Annotated in this window: 16 protein-coding genes; 6 read left to right on the top strand and 10 right to left on the bottom strand. The window is 71.8% G+C overall.

The genetic code is table 11. From position 1 onward, the window contains the following. Positions 1–95 precede the first annotated feature (95 nt). The gene (locus NBY69_RS01775; protein WP_250297795.1) at positions 96–2,753 is read left to right on the top strand and encodes an ATP-binding protein; all 2,658 of its coding nucleotides are present in this window, start codon (positions 96–98) and stop codon (positions 2,751–2,753) included. 190 nt (positions 2,754–2,943) lie between these two features. Here the strand turns inward: NBY69_RS01775 and nucS are convergent, their stop codons facing one another. Further along, positions 2,944–3,615: an endonuclease NucS gene (gene nucS / locus NBY69_RS01770; RefSeq protein WP_250297794.1), complete on the bottom strand. Its 672-nt coding sequence runs from the start codon at positions 3,613–3,615 to the stop codon at positions 2,944–2,946. Positions 3,616–3,827: 212 nt separating this feature from the next. Here nucS and NBY69_RS01765 point away from each other — a divergent pair, with 212 nt between their 5' ends. After that, positions 3,828–4,220: an SCO5389 family protein gene (locus tag NBY69_RS01765; protein ID WP_250297793.1), complete on the top strand. Its 393-nt coding sequence runs from the start codon at positions 3,828–3,830 to the stop codon at positions 4,218–4,220. A gap of 80 nt (positions 4,221–4,300) precedes the next feature. Here the strand turns inward: NBY69_RS01765 and NBY69_RS01760 are convergent, their stop codons facing one another. Next, a complete protein-coding gene (locus tag NBY69_RS01760) occupies positions 4,301–5,332 on the bottom strand; it encodes an LLM class flavin-dependent oxidoreductase (RefSeq protein ID WP_250297792.1) in 1,032 nt (343 codons plus the stop codon). A 219-nt stretch (positions 5,333–5,551) separates the two neighbouring features. Here NBY69_RS01760 and NBY69_RS01755 point away from each other — a divergent pair, with 219 nt between their 5' ends. After that, positions 5,552–5,884, top strand: coding sequence for an ATP/GTP-binding protein (locus NBY69_RS01755; protein ID WP_250297791.1), 333 nt, complete (start codon positions 5,552–5,554; stop codon positions 5,882–5,884). A 32-nt stretch (positions 5,885–5,916) separates the two neighbouring features. Here NBY69_RS01755 and NBY69_RS01750 read toward each other — a convergent pair whose 3' ends face one another. The 7 genes from NBY69_RS01750 to mce all read right to left on the bottom strand — a co-directional run bounded on the left by NBY69_RS01750 (position 5,917) and on the right by mce (position 15,450). Continuing rightward, positions 5,917–6,762, bottom strand: a complete 846-nt coding sequence (locus NBY69_RS01750) for an ABC transporter permease subunit (protein WP_250297789.1) — start codon at positions 6,760–6,762, stop codon at positions 5,917–5,919. Further along, positions 6,759–7,871, bottom strand: coding sequence for an ATP-binding cassette domain-containing protein (locus NBY69_RS01745; RefSeq protein ID WP_250297788.1), 1,113 nt, complete (start codon positions 7,869–7,871; stop codon positions 6,759–6,761). Before NBY69_RS01745 ends, NBY69_RS01750 begins: the two co-directional genes overlap by 4 nt. Before the next feature lie 162 nt (positions 7,872–8,033). Beyond that, a complete protein-coding gene (locus tag NBY69_RS01740; protein WP_250297787.1) occupies positions 8,034–8,801 on the bottom strand; it encodes an ABC transporter permease in 768 nt (255 codons plus the stop codon). A gap of 2 nt (positions 8,802–8,803) precedes the next feature. Then, positions 8,804–9,796, bottom strand: a complete 993-nt coding sequence (locus NBY69_RS01735) for an ABC transporter ATP-binding protein (RefSeq protein ID WP_250297786.1) — start codon at positions 9,794–9,796, stop codon at positions 8,804–8,806. A 192-nt stretch (positions 9,797–9,988) separates the two neighbouring features. After that, positions 9,989–10,927: a cellulose-binding protein gene (locus NBY69_RS01730; protein WP_250297785.1), complete on the bottom strand. Its 939-nt coding sequence runs from the start codon at positions 10,925–10,927 to the stop codon at positions 9,989–9,991. 114 nt (positions 10,928–11,041) lie between these two features. After that, positions 11,042–14,779, bottom strand: coding sequence for a polarized growth protein Scy (gene scy, locus NBY69_RS01725; protein WP_250297784.1), 3,738 nt, complete (start codon positions 14,777–14,779; stop codon positions 11,042–11,044). A gap of 212 nt (positions 14,780–14,991) precedes the next feature. Then, a complete protein-coding gene (gene mce / locus NBY69_RS01720) occupies positions 14,992–15,450 on the bottom strand; it encodes a methylmalonyl-CoA epimerase (protein WP_250297783.1) in 459 nt (152 codons plus the stop codon). A gap of 146 nt (positions 15,451–15,596) precedes the next feature. Between mce and NBY69_RS01715 the strand changes: the two genes are divergently transcribed. The 3 genes from NBY69_RS01715 to NBY69_RS01705 all read left to right on the top strand — a co-directional run bounded on the left by NBY69_RS01715 (position 15,597) and on the right by NBY69_RS01705 (position 19,186). Next, entirely contained in the window at positions 15,597–16,799 is a 1,203-nt protein-coding gene (locus tag NBY69_RS01715; RefSeq protein WP_250297782.1) for an acetyl-CoA C-acetyltransferase, read from the top strand. A gap of 40 nt (positions 16,800–16,839) precedes the next feature. After that, on the top strand, positions 16,840–17,808 hold the full coding sequence (meaB, locus tag NBY69_RS01710) for a methylmalonyl Co-A mutase-associated GTPase MeaB (RefSeq protein ID WP_250297781.1): 969 nt from the start codon (positions 16,840–16,842) through the stop codon (positions 17,806–17,808). A 133-nt stretch (positions 17,809–17,941) separates the two neighbouring features. After that, positions 17,942–19,186, top strand: a complete 1,245-nt coding sequence (locus NBY69_RS01705) for an MFS transporter (RefSeq protein WP_250297780.1) — start codon at positions 17,942–17,944, stop codon at positions 19,184–19,186. Here NBY69_RS01705 and NBY69_RS01700 read toward each other — a convergent pair. Next, complete coding sequence (locus tag NBY69_RS01700) at positions 19,113–19,727, bottom strand: PepSY domain-containing protein (RefSeq protein WP_250297779.1); 615 nt, start codon at positions 19,725–19,727, stop codon at positions 19,113–19,115. The two genes, NBY69_RS01705 and NBY69_RS01700, sit on opposite strands and share 74 nt — an antisense overlap. Positions 19,728–19,887 lie beyond the last annotated feature (160 nt).

The following is a 19,887-nucleotide window of genomic DNA, read 5'->3' as shown; positions in this document are numbered from 1 at the left end:
CGAACCCGTGCGGTAGGCACCGGACCAGAAGCGACAGCGTGGCGTGCGAGGCCGGGAGGGCAACCGCGCACGACGCCATCTGGGGGGCTTTCACCATGGACCCGATGAACCGGGGACCGGAAGAGTACGGCCAGGAATCCGACCGTTACGGTACGCGGGGCGGCGGCCCCGGCGCGGCACGGCCGCCGCGGGACGGGTCGGTCCCGGACCTCACGCAGGCGCCTGCCCGTGCGCGCACCGTCCAGCTCGTCACCGGTGACTTCCTGGTCACCGTGAACCCCGTCGACGGCAGTGAGATCGAACACTGCCCGCCGGGGGAGCACCCCGACGCTCCGCGACGGCGCACCGCCGAGGAGTGCGCCGACCTCGCGCGGGCCGCGGGACCGCCCGTACCGCCGGGACCCGCCGGCCCCGAACTTCCGCTGCTGGAGCGGCAGGAGGAACAGGAGCAGCTGGTAGGGCTGCTGGCCCGCGGACGTTCCGTACGCCTCACAGGGACCGCCGGTTCGGGCCGTACGTCGCTGCTCGACGCCGTCGCCCGCGAGTGCACCGGATTCGCGCCCGACGGGGTGATCCGGCTCTCCGGCTACCACCGCACCCCGGCCGACCTGCTCTACAGCCTCTTCGCCGCCGTTCACCACGCCCCGCTGCACCGGCCCGACCGCACCGAACTGCTCGCACTGGTCCGGGGGATCGGCGCGATCGTCGTCCTCGACGACCTGGAGTTCGGCGGGGCCGCGCTGGAGGAACTTCTCGACGCCACCCCCGAGTGCGCCTTCCTGCTCGCGGCGACCCCCGATGTGCCCGGCCCGCTCGTCGAGTCGCACGTCGAGGAGGTCCTCCTCGGCGGCCTCGGCCGCAGTGCCTCGCTCGACCTCCTGGGGCGCGCCGTGGGACGGCCGCTCACCGACGAGGAGGCCAACTGGGCGGGCGACCTGTGGTTCGAGTCGGAGGGGCTGCCGCTGCGCTTCGTACAGGCGGGGGCGCTGCTGCGCCGGCGTGATCTGCTGCGCGCGGACCCCGAGGGCCTCGAAGCCCTCGACGGGTACGGCTCCTTCCCGGGGCGGCCGTCCGACACGGCCCCGGCCGGTGTCCGGCCGGACGACACCCCGGAGATACCCCTGCCCACCCTCGGCGAGGGTGCGGCTCCCGCGACCCTGCTCGCCGACGGGCTGAGCGAATCGGCGCGTGTCACCCTGGGCTTCGCCGTGGCGCTCGGCGGTGAGGTACCGCACCAGGCGCACCTTCCGGCGCTGGTGGGCGACACCCACGCCGACGCGGCCCTGGGCGAGCTGGCCCGGTCCGGTCTGCTCTCCCCGGCCGGATCGCACTACCGGCTGGCCGCCGGTGTCGTACAGCAGCTGGAGGCCGGGGGGTACGGCGACGAGAGCGCGGGGCAGGCGCAGACCGTCGCCCAGCACTACGCCTGGTGGGCCGGACACCCTTCGGTGGGGCCCGAGCGGGCCGTCGCGGAGGCCGACGCCGTACTCGCGGCGATGAGCGCGCTCGTACCGGGCTCGGAGGCCGGACACCCCAGCGCCGCCGTGCTGCTGGCCCGCAGCGCCGCGCCCGCGTTCGCCGCCGGACTGCACTGGAGTGCCTGGGAGCGCGCCCTGCGGACCGGCCAGGAGGCGGCCAGGCTCTCCGGCGAGGTCGCCGAAGAGGCCTATTTCCACCATGAGTTGGGCGTTCTCGCGCTCTGCACGGGGCAGGTGGACCGGGCTCGCGCCGAGCTGGAGGCGTCCATCGCGATGCGCGGTGCGCTGGCCGACAAGGCGGGCACGGTCGCCGGGCGCAGGGCACTCGCGCTGATCGCCGACCGCACCGGAGCCGCGTCGCTCGGCGGCTTCGTACCCGGCGTGTCCGGAGTGTCCGGTGGGTCCGGGGCGCAGGGGCTGCCCGGCGGCGCTCCGGCCGGCGAGGAGACCCCGGCAGCCGGATACGCCAGGCCGTACCTGCCGACCGGCGGTACCCCTGCGGAGGGCACGCTGGTGTCGCCGTCCGGACCGGCGGACGAGAACGCCACGTTGATCACCCCGCAGGTGAAGCTCGCCGGAGCCACCCCGCCCGGGAAGCGCCGTACGGTCGTGCGCGGTGCCCGGCGCAACCTGGTCGCGGCCGGGGCGGGCGTCCTGCTCGCCGGGGTGCTCGGCACCGTGGTGACGCTGGGCGCGACGGGCCACAGCGACCCGGACAACGGCACCACCCGGCCTGGACAGTCCGTCGACGAGGACTCCGGCAAGGACGGAACGGCCGCCGACGAGCCCACGGACACCACCACGGGCGGCTCCCCGGCATCCGGCGGCGGGACGGACACCCCCTCGGCCCCGGGCTCTCCCAGCGCCAGCGGCAGCGCACAGCCCAGTACGAGCGCCACCCCGTCCGACGGCGCGTCGTCGCCGGGGGACACCCCGTCCTCACCCGGGGACGGGCCGTCCACACCGGGCGGCAAGCCGTCGACGCCGGGCGGCGGGAAGCCCTCCACCCCCGGCGGGGGCAAGCCCTCGTCACCGAGCGGCGGTCCGACGAGCACCGGCGGTACGTCCGGCAGCCCGAGCGGCGACCCGACCGACACCGGTGGCACCTCGGGCAGCCCGAGCGGCGATCCGACCGACACCGGCGGCACGTCGTCCGACGGCGGGTCGACGGGTGCGTCACAGGGCGGGACGGCCGGGAACAGCAACAGCGCCCCGGTGGCCGACCTCGCCGCCACCTCCACGGGTCCGGTCCCGGGCGACTCCGCGTCGAGCTGACCGCACCGCGGCAGAACGCAGCGGAAGCAGAAGCAGAAGCAGAAGCAGAAGCAGAAGCAGAAGCAAAAGCAGGAGCAGAAGCAAAAGGGGCCCCGGTTCCGCAGGACTCCGACGTCCTGCGGAACCGGGGCCCCTTCCCCGTACCGCGCTACTTTCTCGACGGCCCCTGGAGGACGGCCTCCGGCAGCCTCTAGAACAGCCGGAGTTTGTCGTCCTCGATGCCCCGCATCGCGTCGTAGTCGAGCACCACACAGCCGATCCCGCGGTCCGTGGCCAGCACCCGTGCCTGCGGCTTGATCTCCTGCGCCGCGAACACGCCCTTCACCGGGGCCAGATGGGGGTCCCGGTTCAGCAGTTCCAGGTAACGGGTGAGCTGCTCCACCCCGTCGATGTCGCCGCGCCTCTTGAGCTCGACGGCCACCGTCGCGCCGTCCGCGTCGCGGCAGAGGATGTCCACGGGGCCGATCGCCGTCATGTATTCACGCCGAATCAGCGTGTAGCCCTCGCCGAGGATTTCGATGCGGTCCGCGAGGAGTTCCTGGAGGTGCGCCTCCACCCCGTCCTTGATGAGCCCGGGGTCGACCCCGAGCTCGTGCGAGGAGTCGTGGAGGACTTCCTCCATCGTGATGATGAGCTTCTCGCCCGCCTTGTTCACGACCGTCCACACACCGGCGTCGTCCCCCGCACCCTCCTTCACCGTGCAGGGCGGGGACATCCAGTTGAGGGGCTTGTACGCCCGGTCGTCCGCATGGATCGAGACGCTTCCGTCGGCCTTGACCAGGATCAGGCGCGGAGCTGAGGGCAGATGGGCGGTGAGGCGGCCCGCGTAGTCGACGGAGCAGCGGGCGATGACGAGACGCATGGTCGGCAACGCTACTCGACATCAGTGGTTGTACGCGATTCGCCCTGAACAACCCCCTTCGTTATTGGCCGGTTGTGTGCCCATTCTTCTGGTGCGGGCGGGGTGGCGCGCATACCGTGGATGCAGGAGGTCGTCGCGCGTGTACTCTGCGTCGCCGTCCTCCTTTCCCTGCCCGTAAGACCCCGCCCGCCGGGGTCGCGAGAGGAGAACCCATGTCGCTCGACGTCTCACCGGCCCTACTCGAACAGGCCGAGCGAGGCGAGGTCGATGAAGCCGACTTCATCGACTGCGTCCGGACCTCCCTGCCCTACGCATGGGAGATGATCAGCTCTCTGGTGGCCCAGCTGAAGGTCGACGGCGGCGAGTTCGCCGACAACCAGACGCCTCCCCCCAATGAGCAGGCACGCGGCCAACTGCTGCGCGCACTCGCAAGTGATGCCATTCGAGGGTCGCTGCAGCGGCATTTCGGAGTGCGTCTGGCATTCCAGAACTGCCATCGCGTGGCGGTCTTCCCGCTGGATTCCTCGGTCGACGAGCGGCTCAGCCGCTTCACCTCGGTCCGGGGCCAGCTGCTCAACCAGTCTCCCGAGCTTCGGGACTGCTGACACCTTTGTGCTGCCGCTCCGCATCCGGACCGTTCCACGGATGCGGAGGGGCAGCGCCCCGATTCCCCGAGCCGGCCGAACTAACAGAGCTGCGGCAGGACTTCGGCCCCGATGAGCCGTACGTTCTCCTCGGTGGCCGCGACATCGCCCGAACCCTCCACCAGCATCGCGAACCGTGTGATGCCGGTCCTCTCCGCAGTGGCCGCGAGCCGGTCGGCAGCCAGGCGGGGAGGGCCCACCGGGTGGATGCCGCAGAGCATCTCCGTGTACGCGACGGGGTCCCGCATGACCCGGTGCCTGCCGTCGACGGTCACATGCGCGTCCAGCCCCTGCTTGAGCCAGCCCGGCATCGCCTTGACCAGCGTCTCGGTGGCCTCGGCCCGGCGGTCCGCGATCTGCGCCACCCCGGCCGCCACATGTCCGGCGTCCGCGATCACCTCGGGCGACAGCCCGGCCGCCCGTGCGTGGCTGCGCCACAGCGCGATCATTTCGGCCTTCTGCTCGTCGTCCGAGTGCATCCCGAGGAGCATCGGCAGCCCGCGCTCCGCGGCGAGCCGGACACTGGCCGGTGAGGTGCAGGCCACGATGACCTCCGGCCCCGGCACCTCACCGCAGCTCAGCTCATCCGGCCTTGGTACGACCGGGACTTCACGGAAGCGGAAGCGGCTTCCGTCCGCCGAGACCCGGGCCTCGCGCAGCCACCGCAGCAGCAGATCCAGCGACTCCGGGAAGCCGCTCTCGTACGCCTCCAGGCCCGCGCCGAACACCTCCAGGTCGACCCACGGCCCGCCGCGCCCCACGCCGAGGCTGAACCGGCCCCCGGAGGCGACGTGCAGCAGTGCCGCCTGTTCGCCGAGTGCGACGGGATGGGTGGTCGGCAGCACGCTCACCGCCGTACCCACCCGGATCCGCCGGGTGCGGCCGAGGACCAGTGCGGCCAGCGTCACCGCCGACGGACACACCCCGTACGGCACGAAGTGGTGTTCGGCCAGCCAGACCGAATCGAGCCCGGATTCCTCGGCGACCTCCGCGGATCGCACCGCGCGGTGCAGTGCCTCTTCCTGGCCCTGCCCCGGAAACTGGGCTGCCAGTACAAATGCCCCAACACGCATCGCCTTCTGCCTCCTTGCGGCCGACGCGACTCTCCCCTTACCCGGCAACAACGCCTGACACGTGCCAAAGGCACGGCCGCTCGCAAAGTTGTTGTGATTTTCCGGTAAGCACTGGCCCAGGGGTTTCACGTTCTCACGGTGAGGACGACCGGTGTCCCTTTCCGCTGCCCGTAGGCTGGAGAACCGAGAAACTGTCCGGTCTGCCCCGTGAGGTGTTACGTGTCCCCGCGCCGCAACCGTCCCCGTGGGGGCGAGAAGCCGAGCGAGCCCGTGAGCGGGGGTGGGGGATCCGACCGCTTCGGGCTGCAGTCCACCGAGTCCTGGCAGGGCGAGGAGTGGTCGGTCCGCATGGTCAGTGGCGCGAGCGCGCAGGGCAAGCGCTACCGCTGCCCCGGCTGCGACCAGGAGATCCCCTCCGGGGTGCCGCACGTGGTGGCCTGGCCCGAGTACGGCGGGGTCGAGGACCGCAGACACTGGCACAAGGCCTGCTGGAACGCGAAGGACCGCCGCACCTCGCGGGTGCAGCGGTCCCGTAACGCTCCCAGGTACTGACCGGCCCGGCGGCCGGACGTTCCGGGCCGCGGTCAGACGTCGCGCTGGTTGAGCACGGCGAGCGCCGCCCCGTACACGACAGCCGTCACCCCGAGCAGGATCCACAGCGGCTCCCAGCCCGAAGGACCCGAGTTTGCGACCGAGGTGTCGTAGAACGCGCTGAGCTGGTTGGGGATCGAGTACTCGAAGAGCTTCTCGCGCAGGGTCGCCAGGGAATCCGAGAACATGAACAGCGCCAGTACCAGCGGGAGCAGCAGCAGTCCCAGCATGACCGTGATCGCGCCGGCGGAGTGGCGGATCAGCGAGCCGACAGCGAGTGCCAGCAGCCCGAGCAGTGCGACGTAGAGGCTGACGCCCACGGTGGCGCGGAACCAGTCGCCGCCGCTCGGCGCCGAGTTGCTCGTCCCGTTCAGCAGCGCGTACTGGATCACCGCGACCAGCGTGGTCGTCACCAGCAGGATCACGAAGGACAGCAGGAAGAAGACGATGCCCTTCGCGGTGAGCACCCGCCCCCGGCTCGGGCAGGCGGTCAGGGTCGTACGGATCATTCCGGTGCCGTACTCGGAGGCCACCGTCAGGACCCCGAGCGTGATCACGCACATGGAGCCGAGCAGGACTCCGAAGAAGCCCATGCTGAGCACCGGGGTGTTGTTCATCGGGGCACTGCTCGACCGGACGGCGACCGCGGCCAGCAGCCCGATGCCGAAGACCAGCACGAACATCACGCCGAGCGTCCACATCGTGGAGCGCACCGACCTGATCTTCGTCCACTCGGACGCGACGGCATGACCGAGATGCGCGTCGGTCACCGGGATGGGGGAGACGTAGTGCCCGGCCTGCTGCGGCTGCTGGTACGGCGCGGGGGCGGGGATCGTCATCGGAGGTCCTTCGGGGCCGGAGCGGGCGCGGGAGCCGCGGCAGGGGGCGCTGTGGGCGGCGCCGCGGGCGCCGCCGGGGCCGGGGGAGCGGCGTACGGGTTCTGACCGGGCGGCGGCGGGGCGTACCAGCCCTGCTGCGGCATCTCCGGCGGTCCGGCCGCCGGGTGTCCGGGCTGCTGGAAACCGGAGAGCTGGTCCGCGGTGGAGCGGTAGTCGACGGCGCCCTGCGTCATCCGCATGTACGCCTCCTCCAGCGAGGCCTGGTGCGGGGAGAGTTCCCACAGCCGTACGTCCGCGTCGTGCGCCAGGTCGCTGATCCGCGGCAGCGGCAGCCCGGTCACCCGCAGCGCGCCGTCCTGCTCCGGCATGACCTGCCCGCCGGCCTCGGTGAGCGCGGCGGTCAGCTTCTCGCGCTGCGGGACCTCGGGCGTACGCACCCGGGCGAAGTCCGCCGAGTTGTGCGAGATGAAGTCCGTGACGCTCATGTCCGAGAGCAGCTGCCCCCGGCCGATCACGATCAGATGGTCCGCGGTGAGGGCCATCTCGCTCATCAGGTGGGACGAGACGAAGACCGTACGGCCCTCTGCCGCAAGGGACTTCATGAGGTTGCGGACCCACAGGATGCCCTCGGGGTCGAGCCCGTTGACCGGCTCGTCGAAGAGCAGCACCTGCGGGTCGCCGAGCAGCGCGGCGGCGATGCCGAGCCGCTGGCCCATGCCGAGCGAGAAGCCCTTGGAGCGCTTTCGGGCCACATCCTGGAGGCCGACCACCCCCAGGACCTCGTCGACCCGGCTCGCCGGGATCCCGGAGAGCTGCGCCAGCGAGAGCAGATGACTGCGGGCGCTGCGCCCGCCGTGCACGGCCTTGGCGTCGAGCAGCGCACCGACCTGCCGGGGGGCGTTCGGCAGTTCACGGAAGGGGTGGCCGCCGATCGTGACATGGCCGGAGGTGGGCTGGTCGAGCCCCAGGATCATGCGCATGGTCGTCGACTTGCCGGATCCGTTGGGCCCCAGGAAGCCCGTCACGGTACCCGGCCGTACCTGGAAGGAAAGGTTGTACACGGCTGTCTTGGCACCGTAGCGCTTCGTCAGGCCGACTGCCTCGATCATTCTCCAGCCCCATCGACGTCCTCGTGGCGTCGGGGCCTGGCCGTCTCCGGCCAAACGCCCCCGTATGAGTGAGGAGGATATCCAGGCCTTGACGGTTCCGGCCAAGCGTGATCTTTCGCAGCCGCCCGCGGGGCTTTCAGAACACGGTCCAGGCGTCCCGGTCTAGGCGTCCCGCTTCTTGAGCAGCGCGTAGCCGCCGATCACCGCGGCGATCACCCACAGGGCCATGATCCCGAGCCCGGCCCAGGGACCGTACGAGGCGTCGTTATTGGTGAACACCACCTGCGTGATCTTGCGTCCTGCCTGGTCAGGAAGGTACTGACCGTACTTCTTGGTGGCGGAGACGCTCCCCAGGATGTTGGAGACCAGGAAGAAGAACGGCATCAGGATGCCGAGCGACAGCATCGGGCTGCGCAGCATCGACGCGGCGCCCATCGAGAAGAGCGCGATCAGCGTCATGTAGAGCGCCGCGCCGATCACCGCGCGCAGGACACCCGGGTCACCGATGTGCGAACGGTGATCGCCGAGCAGCGCCTGGCCGAGGAAGTAGGAGGCGAAACTCGTCAGCAGAGCGATGACGAAGGCGAGCGCCGTGGCCACGGCGAGCTTGCTGAAGTAGAAGGTGCCGCGCTGCGGAACGGCCGCCAGCGAGGTCCTGATCATTCCGGTGCTGTACTCGTTGGACACCACGAGCACCCCGAAGACGATCAGCGCCAGCTGTCCCAGCCCGATGCCGACGAAACTCACGGCCGTCGGGTCGAAGGTCAGCTGGTCCCCTTGGTTCATCTTGCTGAACTCGTTCTTGGACACCAGGCTGATCAGCGCCCCGAACGCGACGGTCACCACCAGCGCGAGTGCCAGGGTCCACACCGTCGACTGCACGGACCGGATCTTGGTCCACTCCGACTTCACCACCTGGGCGGCTGCCATGGTCAGGCCCCCCTCTGCTGGTCGCCCCACTGGGGCCCCTGCGGTGCCGGTGGTTGCTGCGACGACTGCTGCGACTGATCCGGAGTCATGCCGTCGTGTGCGTGGTACTCCACCGATTCCGCGGTGAGCTGCATGAACGCCTCTTCGAGTGAAGCCTGCTGGGGACTCAGTTCGTGCAGGACGAGCTGGTGTCGCGCGGCCAGTTCACCGATCTCGGCCGCGGTGGCTCCGTCCACTTCCACGGAGCCGTTGCCCGCCGTGACCGCCGTGTGCCCGGCGTCGTGCAGGACGTCCAGCAGCCGTTCCTGCTGCGGGGAGCGCAGCCGTACGTACGACCGGGAGTTCTCCGCGATGAAGTCGGCCATGGAGGTGTCGGCCATCAGCCGCCCCTGGCCGATGACGACCAGATGGTCCGCGGTGAGGGCCATCTCGCTCATCAGGTGGGAGGAGACGAAGATCGTGCGGCCCTGCGCGGCGAGCGACTTCATCAGATTGCGGATCCAGTGGATGCCCTCGGGGTCGAGGCCGTTCACCGGCTCGTCGAACATCAGGATCTCGGGATCCCCGAGCAGCGCCCCCGCGATGCCGAGCCGCTGGCCCATGCCGAGCGAGAAGCCCTTGGCGCGCTTCCTCGCCACCGCGGCGAGGCCGACGGTCTCCAGCACTTCGCCGACGCGGGACGTCGGGATGCCGTTGCTCTGCGCGAGACAGAGCAGATGGTTGTACGCGGTGCGCCCGCCGTGCATGGCCTTGGCGTCGAGCAAGGCGCCGATGTACTTCAGTGGGTCCTTGAGCTCCGCGTAGTGCTTCCCGTCGATCCGGACGTCCCCCGCCGTCGGGTTGTCCAGGCCGAGGACCATCCGCATCGTGGTGGACTTGCCCGCGCCGTTCGGTCCGAGGAAGCCGGTGACGATGCCCGGCCGCACCGTGAAGGACAGTTGGTCGACGGCCGTCTTCTCGCCGTAGCGTTTGGTCAGCCCCGAGAGCTCGATCACTGCGTTCCGCCTCGTCGTGTCGGGAAGGTCACCCCCGGCCGCCCCTGCGGCCCCGGCCGGGCCAGCATGAGGGTCACGCTAGGCGCACGACAAGCCCCCCGCCACCGGAATGACGGGGGGCTTGCCATGTGTACGGATTCCCTCAGACGTGCACGGACGCAGCCCCGGGGGAGAGGCGACGTACGGACGCGGTCAGCGGGTCTGCTGAGCCGGGACCCCACGGGAGATCGGCTCGTCGTCGGCCGGCGTACCGGCCGCGGCCACCGCGGCACCGGTCAGCGTGGCCAGCATCTCGCGGACGTTGGTCAGCTGGGCGTTGATCGAGTCGCGGCGGTTGGTGAGCGCCGCCAGCTCGCGCTCCGATTCGCTGCGGATCCGGTCGGCCTTGGCGTTCGCGTCGGCCACGATGTCCTCGGCCTGGCGCTGAGCGGTCTCCACCGTCTGACGGGCGCGGCGCTCGGCGTCCGTACGCAGCTTCTCCGCCTCCAGACGGAGCTGCTCGGCGCGGTGCTCGATCTCGGCCAGACGCTTCTCGGCCTTGGCCTGACGCGACGCCAGGTCCCGCTCCGACTGCTCGCGGCGCTTGGCCAGGTTCGTCTCGAAGTCCGCGGCGGCCTGGGCGGCCTTGGCGCGGGTCTCCTCGAAGAGCGCGTCGGCCTCCTCGCGCTTGGACTGCGCGTCCTTCTGCGCCTCGGAACGCAGCGTGGAGGCGTCGTTCTTCGCCTTCTCGACGATCCGGACGCCCTCGTCCTCGGCCTTGGCCTTCCGCTCGGCGGCGAACGACTCGGCGTCGTTGCGCACCTGCTGGGCGGCCGACTCGGCGAGCTCGCGGTGCTGCTCGGCCGCGCGACGGGCCTCCTCACGGAGGTCCTTCGCCTCCTCCTCGGCCAGCCGGAGAATCTTCTCGACGCGGGCGCCGAGACCGGCGTACGACGGCTCCGCGTCGCTGACCTGGGCCTGGGCGTTCTGCGTCTCGAGGTGGAGTTCCTCGATGCGCTTTTCCAGAGAGGTGATCCGTGCCAGAGCGCTGTCACGGTCGGCGACGAGCTTGGTAATGCGGTCATCCACCTGACCGCGGTCGTAACCACGCCGCACGAGCTCGAAGCCGAATGGGGAGGAAGTGTCGCTCATGGGGTTCCTGTCGAATGAGACCGGTGAGGTGATAGAGGGAATCCTAGGGGCCTGAGCGGCGTGTCATCGAGCAGATGCCTGTTTGATCTGGAGAATGTCCAGCCTTTTGAGTGGCTAGCCATCAGAAGGCTTGCCACCGGAACGAGTTCCGCCTGCTGCCGCACCTGCCTTGACACCGCTCGCTCCGGTGCCGCTGCCTGCTGCTTTGCCACCCCCGGTCGGCGCCTCGAAGGACTCCAGCGCTTCGAGTACGTCCTGCACACGGGAGATCTCCGTCTGGATGTCCGCCCGACGGCGCATCAGCACATCGTGCTCGCGGGTGGCTTCCTCGACGAGCTGGTCCGACTCGGCGGTGGCGTCCGCCTTGATCTGCTCCGCCTCCCGTATCAGGCCGGCCTTCTTCTGCTCGGCCTCCTTGAGGAGCGACTCGGCGCGCTTGACGGCCGCGATACGGACCTTGGCCGCCTCGGACTCGGCGTCCGCGACCAGCTCCTTGGCCTTCTCCTCGGCCTCGGACTGCTGATCGGCGGCGGCCTTCAGCAGATTGTCGACGCGCTCGCCCGCGGACTTCATCTGCTCGGAGGTCTCCCGGCGGGCCCGCTCGTGCAGCTCCTCGATCTCGGCCGTGACGCGGTCGCGCAGCTCCTCGGAACGTTCCCTTATGGCGGTCGCGTCCCGGCGTGCGCCGACGAGCAGTTCATCGGCGTCCGTACGGGACCGCTCCACCAGGCTGTTGCCCTCGATCGTCGCCTCGGCGGTGATCCGGTCGGCCTCCTGGCGGGCCGCACCCACCATCGTGTCGGCCTGGGCCTCGGCCTCGGTGGCGGTACGCAGCGCCTCCTCCTGCGCCTTCGCCATCAACTGGTCGGCCTGCGAAGCCGCGTCGGCCCGGCGCTTGGACGCCGTCTCGCGGGCCTCGTCGAGCACCCGGTCGGACTCCGACTGGGCCTCGGCGCGCAGCTGTTCGGCCGCTGCCGCAGCCTCGGCCCCGACCCGCTCGGCCTCGGCCCTGATCCGCTCGGCGGTCTGCTGGGCGGAGCCGACCGTCTCGGCCGCCTCGGCCCGCATCCGCTCCGACTCGCCCGAAGCCTCGCCGATCAGACGGTCCGCCTGGGCCGCGGCTTCCGAGCGGATGCGGTTGGCGTCCTCGCGCGCCTCGGCACGGGAACGGGCCGCGTCCTGCTCGGCGGACGCCACCGCGTCCGAAGCCTCGGTGCGCATCCGCTGGGCGTACTCGGCGGTGTCGGAACGCAGCTTGTCGGACTCGGCGATCGCATCCGAGACGGTGCGCTCGGCAAGCGACTTGGCGGCCTCGGACTCCTCCTGGGCGACGCCGCGGATCCGGGCGGCGTCCTCGGACGCGCGCTCCCGCTCGGCGTACGCGTCGGAACGGACCCGGTCCGCCTCCTCCTGCGCCTCCGTCCGCGTACGCTCCGCCGCGTGCTCGGCGGCCGAACGCAGCCCGGCGATCTCCTGCTCGGCCTGGTCCTGGAGCCCGGCGACGGACTCCCGTACCTGCTGAGCGGTCTGCTCGGCGGCCGACACCAGCTCGCTCGCCCTGCGGTCCGCCTCCTCGACCAGCCGGGTGGCCTCGGCCTGCGCCTCCTCCACCCGCTTCCGGGCGGAAGCCAGCAGCTCCTCGCTCTGGCCGCGGGCCTGGACCCGCTCCTGCTCCGCCTCGCTCCGGGCGTTCGACAGGGTCTCGTCGGCCTCCCGGCGACGCCGGTTGGCCTCATCCTGGGCGGCGGCGAGCGCCTCCTGCGCCTCGGTGGCGACCCGCTCGGCCGCTGCCGCTGCCTCGGCCCTCACCCGGTCGGCGCTGTCCTGCGCCTCGGACTTGAGGCGCTCGGCCTCCGCGGTGGCCTCGCCGCGCAGCCGTACGGCGATGTTCTCGCCCTCGGCGCGCGCCTGCGAGGCGTCCGCCGCGGCCTCGTCCCGCAGCCGCTCGGCCTCCTGCTCGGCCTGGGCCTGGAGCGTGCGGACCCGCTCGGCGGCCTCCGTACGCAGCCGGTCGGCCTCCTCGGTGGTCTCCTTGCGGAGCCGCTCCGCCTCGGCGCGGGCCTCGGTCAGCGTCTCCCCGGCGCCGCTCAGCCGCTCCTCGGCCTCGCTGTGCAGCCGGGTCAGCTCATCGGCGGCGTCGGCCCTGCGGGCCTCTATGCCGCGTTCGTTCTCCTCGCGGAGTTCGCGGGCGGCCTCCTCGGACCGGGCGCGGCTCTCCTCGGCCTGCTCCTCGGCCTCCGTACGCATCCGCTCGGCCTCGGCGCGGGCGCGCTCCAGCGTCTCCTCGGCCTGCTTGCGCAGGGTCGTGGCGCGCTCGACGGCCTCGGTCCGTACCCGCTCGGACTCGGTGTCGGCTCCGGTCCGGACCTCGTCGGCGTCGGCCTGCGCCTTGGTCAGCAGCTCCTCGGCGGTCCTGGCCGCCTCCTCGATCTGCTGGACGGCCTCCCGGCGGGCCTCGCCGCGGATCCGCTCGCCCTCGGCGACCGCGTCGGACCGCAGCTGTTCGGCCTCGCCGCGCAGCCTGCGCGCCTCCTCCTGGAGCTCGACGGTCTTGGCGCGGTACTCCTTGGTGTCGTCCTTGGCCGCACCCTTGAGCTGCTCGGCGGACTCGGCGGCCTCGTCGCTGAGCCGCGCGGCCTCCGCCTCCGCCTCGTGGCGGATCCGCTCGGCCTCCTCGGCCGCCGCCCTGGTGGTCGACCGGGCGTCCTCGGAGGCCTTGGTGAGGACCTCCTCGGCGGTACGGGCGGCCTTGGCCAGCTGGGCAGCGGTGTCCTCGGCGGCGGCCGTACGGGCCTTGTCACCGGCCTCGGCGACCATCCGCTCGGCCTTGCCGCGGGCGTCCTCCAGGGCCTGTTCGGCCTCGGCCTTCAGCGCCTCGGCGTCCTTGGTGGCCTCACCGACCAGCCGGGCGATCTCGGCCTTCGCGGTACGGGTGCGCTGCTCGTTGACCGATTCGGCGGAGGTGAGCTGCTTGGCGGCGGACTCCTTCGCCTCCGTGAGCACCTTCTCGGCCTCGGTCCGCGCCTCGCGCAGCGCGCGCTCCGCCTCCTGTACCTGCTGCTCGGCGCCACGGCTGAGCTCGGCGGCCTGCTGCCGGGCCTGGTCGGACTCGGCGGTCGTGGCCGTACGCAGCTGCTCGGCGTGGGAGGTGGCCTCCTGCGCCTGGCTGGACGCGGCGTTGAGCAGCCGCTCCGCCTCGGCGCGGGCCCGGCGCAGGATCGTGTCGGCCTCGCTGCGGGCCGACTCCGCCTCGGAGCCCAGCCGCTGACGGGCCTCGTCGGCCAGCCGGGTCGCCTCGGCACGCGCGGCGGACAGGGCCTGCTCGGCCTCGGCGCGCGACTCGTCCATGAGCCTGCGGGCCTGCGCCTCGGTCCGGGCGCGCAACTGCTCGGCCCACGCCACGTTCTCGTTGACGTGCGACTCGACGGTCTGCCGGCGCTCGGCGAGCTCCTGGTCGAGGCGCTGGCGGCGGGTCACCGCCTCGCTGTGCAGCTCGGCCTGGAGCCTGGCCTGGTGCTCGGCGTGCTCCTGGAGGATGCGCTGCGTCTGGGCGCGGGCGTCGCGCAGTTCGCGCTCGGCGTCGGTACGCAGTTGATCGGCCTGCACCTGCGCGTTCCGCAGCAACTGGTCGGCCTGGTAACCGATGTCGGCCTGGTCGTAGGCAGGACGGGACGCCAGATTGCGGCGCGCCTCGTGGAGCTTGGCGCGCAAGACCTCGACCTGGTAACCGAGGTCCTCGGCGTGCTGGACGGCCTTCTCCCGCTCGGTCTTCAGCCGGTCCATCTCGGCCTCGAACCGCGAGAGATGGTCGTCTTCAGCCCGGTGGCTCTCCTGGCGTTCGTAGCCCCGCACTGCGCGGTCCCGTCCTTCCCCAAGCTCTCAACTTCGTTCGAGCAGGGGAGACCCCACTCCTGATCGCAACACTTCTTCCGTACGCGAGCGCGTCGCCGTGCATGACGGCCCCCCGGGGGAATGGTGTCAGATCAACGACGAGGCATGGGTCACAGGCCCCGATCCGGCCCCGGACCGGAGTCGCCCACTCTACCGGCCCGGGTATCCGGAGGTCAGTGCTCCTTCGGAGCTGGTGAATCCGGCCCGCCCGCCCCGGCGGACGTGACCAGTTCCGTCAGCACACCATGACAGTCCTTGGGGTGCAGGAACGTGATCCGGGACCCCATCGAGCCGATCCGCGGCTCGTCGTAGAGGACCCGGACGCCCTTGTCGCGTACGGCTTCGGAGTCACCGTCCACGTCCGCGGTGCCGAAGGCGATGTGATGCACGCCCTCGCCGTTCTTCGCCAGCCACTTGCCCACCGCGGAGTCCTCGCGCACGGACTCCAGGAGCTGGAGGTACGAAGCGCCGCCGTCCGACGTACCGTTGATCTTGAGCATGGCTTCCCGGACGCCCTGCTCCTCGTTGACCTCGGTGTGGAACACCTCGAAGCCGTATGTCGCCCGGTAGAACTCGACAGTCGTGTCGAGGTCGAAACAGGCGATCCCGATGTGGTCGATTCGCGTCAGCATGCCCCCAGTGCAGCGCGCCGACACATGGTTACGCAACGTGCGCGCGATCACATCCGCAGAGCGGTGACGAGCGGGGGACCGCTCAGTACATTCGAGTAAACCGTCGTTCACTCACCCTCACTCTCTCTTCCAAGGGGCCGAGCCTCATGTCTGGAACGAACAGCAACACCTCCGTGATCGTCGCCGGAGCCAGGACCCCGATGGGCCGGCTCCTGGGTTCGCTGAAGTCCTTCTCGGGCGCCGACCTGGGCGCATTCGCCATCAAGGCGGCCCTGGAACGGGCCGGCATCGGCGGCGACCAGGTGCAGTACGTGATCATGGGGCAGGTGCTCCAGGCCGGGGCGGGGCAGATCCCGGCACGCCAGGCCGCCGTCAAGGCGGGCATCCCCATGAACGTCCCCGCGCTGACCGTCAACAAGGTCTGCCTCTCCGGGCTCGACGCCATCGCGCTGGCCGACCAGCTGATCCGCGCCGGAGAGTTCGACGTGGTCGTGGCGGGCGGCCAGGAGTCCATGACGAACGCGCCGCACCTGCTTCCCAAGTCCCGTGAGGGCCACAAGTACGGTGCGATCGAGATGCTCGACTCCATGGCCCACGACGGCCTCACCGACTCCTTCGAGTCCATCCCCATGGGCGAGTCCACCGAGAAGCACAACACCCGCCTGGGCATCGCCCGCGCCCCGCAGGACGAGTTCGCCGCGGCCTCCCACCAGCGGGCCGCCGCCGCGCAGAAGAACGGCATCTTCGCGGCGGAGATCACGCCGGTCGAGATCCCGCAGCGCAAGGGCGACCCGGTCCTCTTCGCCGAGGACGAGGGCATCAGGGCGGAGACCACGGCGGAGTCGCTGGCCAAGCTGCGCCCCGCCTTCACCAAGGACGGCACCATCACGGCGGGCACCTCCTCGCAGATCTCCGACGGTGCGGCGGCGGTCGTGGTGATGAGCCGGGCGAAGGCCGAGGAGCTGGGTCTCGACTGGATCGCCGAGATCGGCGCGCACGGCAATGTGGCGGGTCCCGACAACTCGCTCCAGTCCCAGCCGTCCCACGCCATCGAGCACGCCCTGGAGAAGGAGGGCCTGACGGTCGGCGACCTCGATCTCATCGAGATCAACGAGGCGTTCGCCGCGGTCGCCGTGCAGTCGATGAAGGACCTCGGTGTTTCCCCGGAAAGGGTGAATGTCAACGGCGGCGCGATCGCCCTCGGTCACCCGATCGGGATGTCCGGGGCCCGGGTCGTCCTGCACCTCGCGCTGGAACTGAAGCGGCGCGGCGGCGGGGTCGGTGCGGCGGCGCTGTGCGGCGGCGGCGGGCAGGGCGACGCCCTGATCGTCCGCGTACCGGGCAAGTAGTTCCCGGACGCGGCAGGTACGGAATCGACTGAGCGGAGCTGTGAACGTGGACGTGGACGTCCCCACCCTGGTCGAGCAGGCCCGAGCGGGCAGGCCCCGGGCCGTGGCCCGGCTGATCTCCCTCGTCGAGGGGGCGTCCCCGCAGCTGCGCGAGGTGATGGCCCGGCTCGCTCCGCTGACCGGCGGTGCGTACGTGGTCGGGCTCACCGGATCGCCCGGTGTCGGCAAGTCGACTTCGACGTCGGCGCTGGTCGCCGCGTACCGGCGGGCCGGCAAGCGGGTCGGCGTGCTCGCCGTCGACCCGTCGTCCCCCTTCTCCGGGGGCGCGCTGCTCGGCGACCGCGTCCGGATGTCCGAGCACGCTTCGGACCCCGGCGTCTACATCCGCTCGATGGCCACCCGCGGCCACCTGGGCGGCCTCGCCTGGTCGGCCCCGCAGGCGATCCGGGTGCTGGACGCGGCGGGGTGCGACGTGGTGCTCGTGGAGACGGTCGGGGTCGGCCAGTCCGAGGTGGAGATCGCCTCGCAGGCCGACACCTCCGTGGTGCTGCTGGCCCCCGGCATGGGCGACGGGATCCAGGCGGCGAAGGCCGGGATCCTGGAGATCGGCGACGTGTACGTGGTCAACAAGGCGGACCGGGACGGCGCGGACGCCACGGCCCGGGAGCTCAACCACATGCTGGGCCTGGGCGAGTCCCGGGGCGCGGGCGACTGGCGCCCGCCGATCGTGAAGACGGTCGCCGCACGGGGCGAGGGCATCGACGAGGTCGTCGAGGCGCTGGAGAAGCACCGGGCGTGGATGGAGGAGCGCGGCGTACTCAAGGACCGCAGGCGTACGCGGGCGGCGCACGAGGTCGAGACGATCGCGGTCACGGCGCTCCGTGAGCGGATCGGGGACCTGCGGGGGGACCGGCGGCTGGACGCGCTGGCCGAGCGGATCGTGGCGGGCGAACTGGACCCGTACGCGGCGGCGGACGCGCTGGTGGAGGGCGTGACGGCGGGGCGCTGAGGTCCGGGGACCCGGGCGGGGCCGCGCGGTTGCCGCCCGGCCCCTGCTACCTTGGCCGGATGTTCCTCCCCCGTGCGTAGGCCGCGACGACCCGACCCAGGTCCCTGTCGTGCCCGCTCTCCGAGGAACTCCCGTGCTGTCCTACGCCGCTGTCCTGCGTGCCCCGCACGCCCGCCGTACCTTCGGCGCCGCCCTGATCGGCCGTCTCTCGTACGGGACGGCCCCCCTCTCCCTGCTGCTCGCCGTGAAGAGCGCCTCCGGCTCCTTCGGCGCCGCCGGTACCGCCATGGCGCTCTTCGGAGCGACCAGCGTCCTCCTCTCGCCCGCCCGCGCAGCCCTCATCGACCGGTACGGGCCGCGCCGTGCCCTCACCCCCATGGCCTGCGGTTACGCGGCACTGCTGCTCGTACTCGCCGCGGTGACCCGCCACCCCGGTACGCCCACACCGGTGATCGTGGCGCTGACCGCGACCGCCGGAGCCGGTACGCCGCCGCTCGGACCGACGATGCGGACCCTGTGGCGTCAACTCCTTCCCGAACGTGAGCTGTTGCAGCGCGCGTACAGCCTGGACGGCGTGGCCGAGGAGCTGCTCTTCGTCACCGGACCGGTGCTCGTCGGGGTTCTGGTGGCGTACGCGTCGGCGGCGGCCGGGGTGGCCGTCAGCGCCGTGCTGGTGCTGACGGGGACCCTCGCACTCGTCTCGTCACCGGTCGCACACGTCCCGCCCGCCCCGCGTGCGGACGACGCGGCTCCCGCCGTACGCGTCCGGGCGGGCCTGCCCGGACAGCCGGTCGTGGTGGCCCTCGCGGTCGGCCTCGGGCTCGGCGGGCTGGAGCTGCTGGTGGTGGCCTTCGCCGGGCACCAGGACCGCCCCGGGGCTGTCGCCTGGGTGCTGGCCGCGCTCTCCGCGGGCAGCGCCGTCGGCGGGCTGGTCAACGGGGCGGTCACCTGGCGGTCCCCGGCCGGGACGCGGCTCCCGCTCATCGCCGCGGCCCTGGGGCTCTCCCTGGCCGGGGCCGGATGGGCGCCGAATCTGTACGTACTGGGCGGGGCCGTCGCCCTGGCCGGGCTGTTCGTCGCCCCCGCGCTGACCACCGCGTACCTGATCGCCGACGAGACCGCCGCCCCGAACGCCCGGACCCGGGCGGGCGCCTGGGTCAACACCGCGGTGAACGCGGGCTCTTCGGGCGGCACGGCCGCCGCCGGCATGCTGATCGGAAGGCTGCCGCTCGCGCTCTGCTTCGCGCTCGCGGCGGCCCCCGCACTGCTCTCCGCCGGGCCGGCCCTGTGGAGCCGGTCGCGGATCAGTCGTCGTCCCGGTCCTGGTGGTCGTCCTCGTGGCCGTCGTGCTCGTGCCGGTGCAGGTGCTCGGCCGTGACCTTGCCGGTGTCCAGGTCGACGTAGACCTCGTGCCGCGCGCCGCCGGTGGCCGTCACCTCGGCCTCCCAGCGGCCGTTGTCGAGCTCGACGGAGGTCACCGTGCCCGCTACGGCTCCGCGGGCAGCCGCTGCCGCGCGGGCGGCGGTGACGGGGGCGCCCTTGCGGTCGTCCTGGTCGCCGTCGTCGGTGCGCGAGGAGGTGACCTTGCCGGAGCGCGGGTCGAGGCGGAGTTCGTGCCAGGTGCCGTCCTTGCCGTACAGGTCCACCTCCCAGCGGCCGTGGTCCAGTTCGGCGGAGGTCACCGTGCCGGGGGTGCGCGCCTGTGCCGCCCGGATCACCTGTTCCACGGAGACCGGCCCCGTGGAACCGGAACCGGACCCGGACCGCAGCGCGATGCCCGACGCCGGCGCGGTCACGGACGGGGCCGCGCCCGCCGCCGGAGAACCACCGCTGCCGCCGGTCAGAGCGACCGCCGTGGCCGTGCCGCCCGCGACCAGCGCTGCCGCCGCGATTCCGGCGATGACGATATTGCGCTTCATGAGGGTTCCTCCTGGTGCTCGACGTGGTGCTCGACGTGGGCCCGGTCCGGTGCTCGACGTGGGCCCGGTCCGGGTGCCGGACGGTCACCAACCTGCCGGGAGGGGGCTGAACGCAGCCTGAAGCCCCCTGAAGAAGTCTTCAGGTCGGATTTGCGAGGGT

Origin of the sequence: Streptomyces sp. A 4/2 (genome assembly GCF_940670765.1) — a bacterium.
Lineage (GTDB): Bacteria > Actinomycetota > Actinomycetes > Streptomycetales > Streptomycetaceae > Streptomyces.
Note: the sequence above shows the minus strand (reverse complement) of the source record. Positions and strands in the feature narration are given on the sequence as shown.

What these genes read in the sequence shown, in the direction of transcription:
- NBY69_RS01775 (WP_250297795.1), top strand. Translation starts at nt 96, where the DNA reads ATGGACCCGATGAACCGGGGACCGGAAGAGTACGGCCAGGAATCCGAC.
- nucS (WP_250297794.1), bottom strand. Translation starts at nt 3,615, where the DNA reads ATGCGTCTCGTCATCGCCCGCTGCTCCGTCGACTACGCGGGCCGCCTC.
- NBY69_RS01765 (WP_250297793.1), top strand. Translation starts at nt 3,828, where the DNA reads ATGTCGCTCGACGTCTCACCGGCCCTACTCGAACAGGCCGAGCGAGGC.
- NBY69_RS01760 (WP_250297792.1), bottom strand. Translation starts at nt 5,332, where the DNA reads ATGCGTGTTGGGGCATTTGTACTGGCAGCCCAGTTTCCGGGGCAGGGC.
- NBY69_RS01750 (WP_250297789.1), bottom strand. Translation starts at nt 6,762, where the DNA reads ATGACGATCCCCGCCCCCGCGCCGTACCAGCAGCCGCAGCAGGCCGGG.
- NBY69_RS01745 (WP_250297788.1), bottom strand. Translation starts at nt 7,871, where the DNA reads ATGATCGAGGCAGTCGGCCTGACGAAGCGCTACGGTGCCAAGACAGCC.
- NBY69_RS01740 (WP_250297787.1), bottom strand. Translation starts at nt 8,801, where the DNA reads ATGGCAGCCGCCCAGGTGGTGAAGTCGGAGTGGACCAAGATCCGGTCC.
- NBY69_RS01730 (WP_250297785.1), bottom strand. Translation starts at nt 10,927, where the DNA reads ATGAGCGACACTTCCTCCCCATTCGGCTTCGAGCTCGTGCGGCGTGGT.
- mce (WP_250297783.1), bottom strand. Translation starts at nt 15,450, where the DNA reads ATGCTGACGCGAATCGACCACATCGGGATCGCCTGTTTCGACCTCGAC.
- NBY69_RS01715 (WP_250297782.1), top strand. Translation starts at nt 15,597, where the DNA reads ATGTCTGGAACGAACAGCAACACCTCCGTGATCGTCGCCGGAGCCAGG.
- NBY69_RS01700 (WP_250297779.1), bottom strand. Translation starts at nt 19,727, where the DNA reads ATGAAGCGCAATATCGTCATCGCCGGAATCGCGGCGGCAGCGCTGGTC.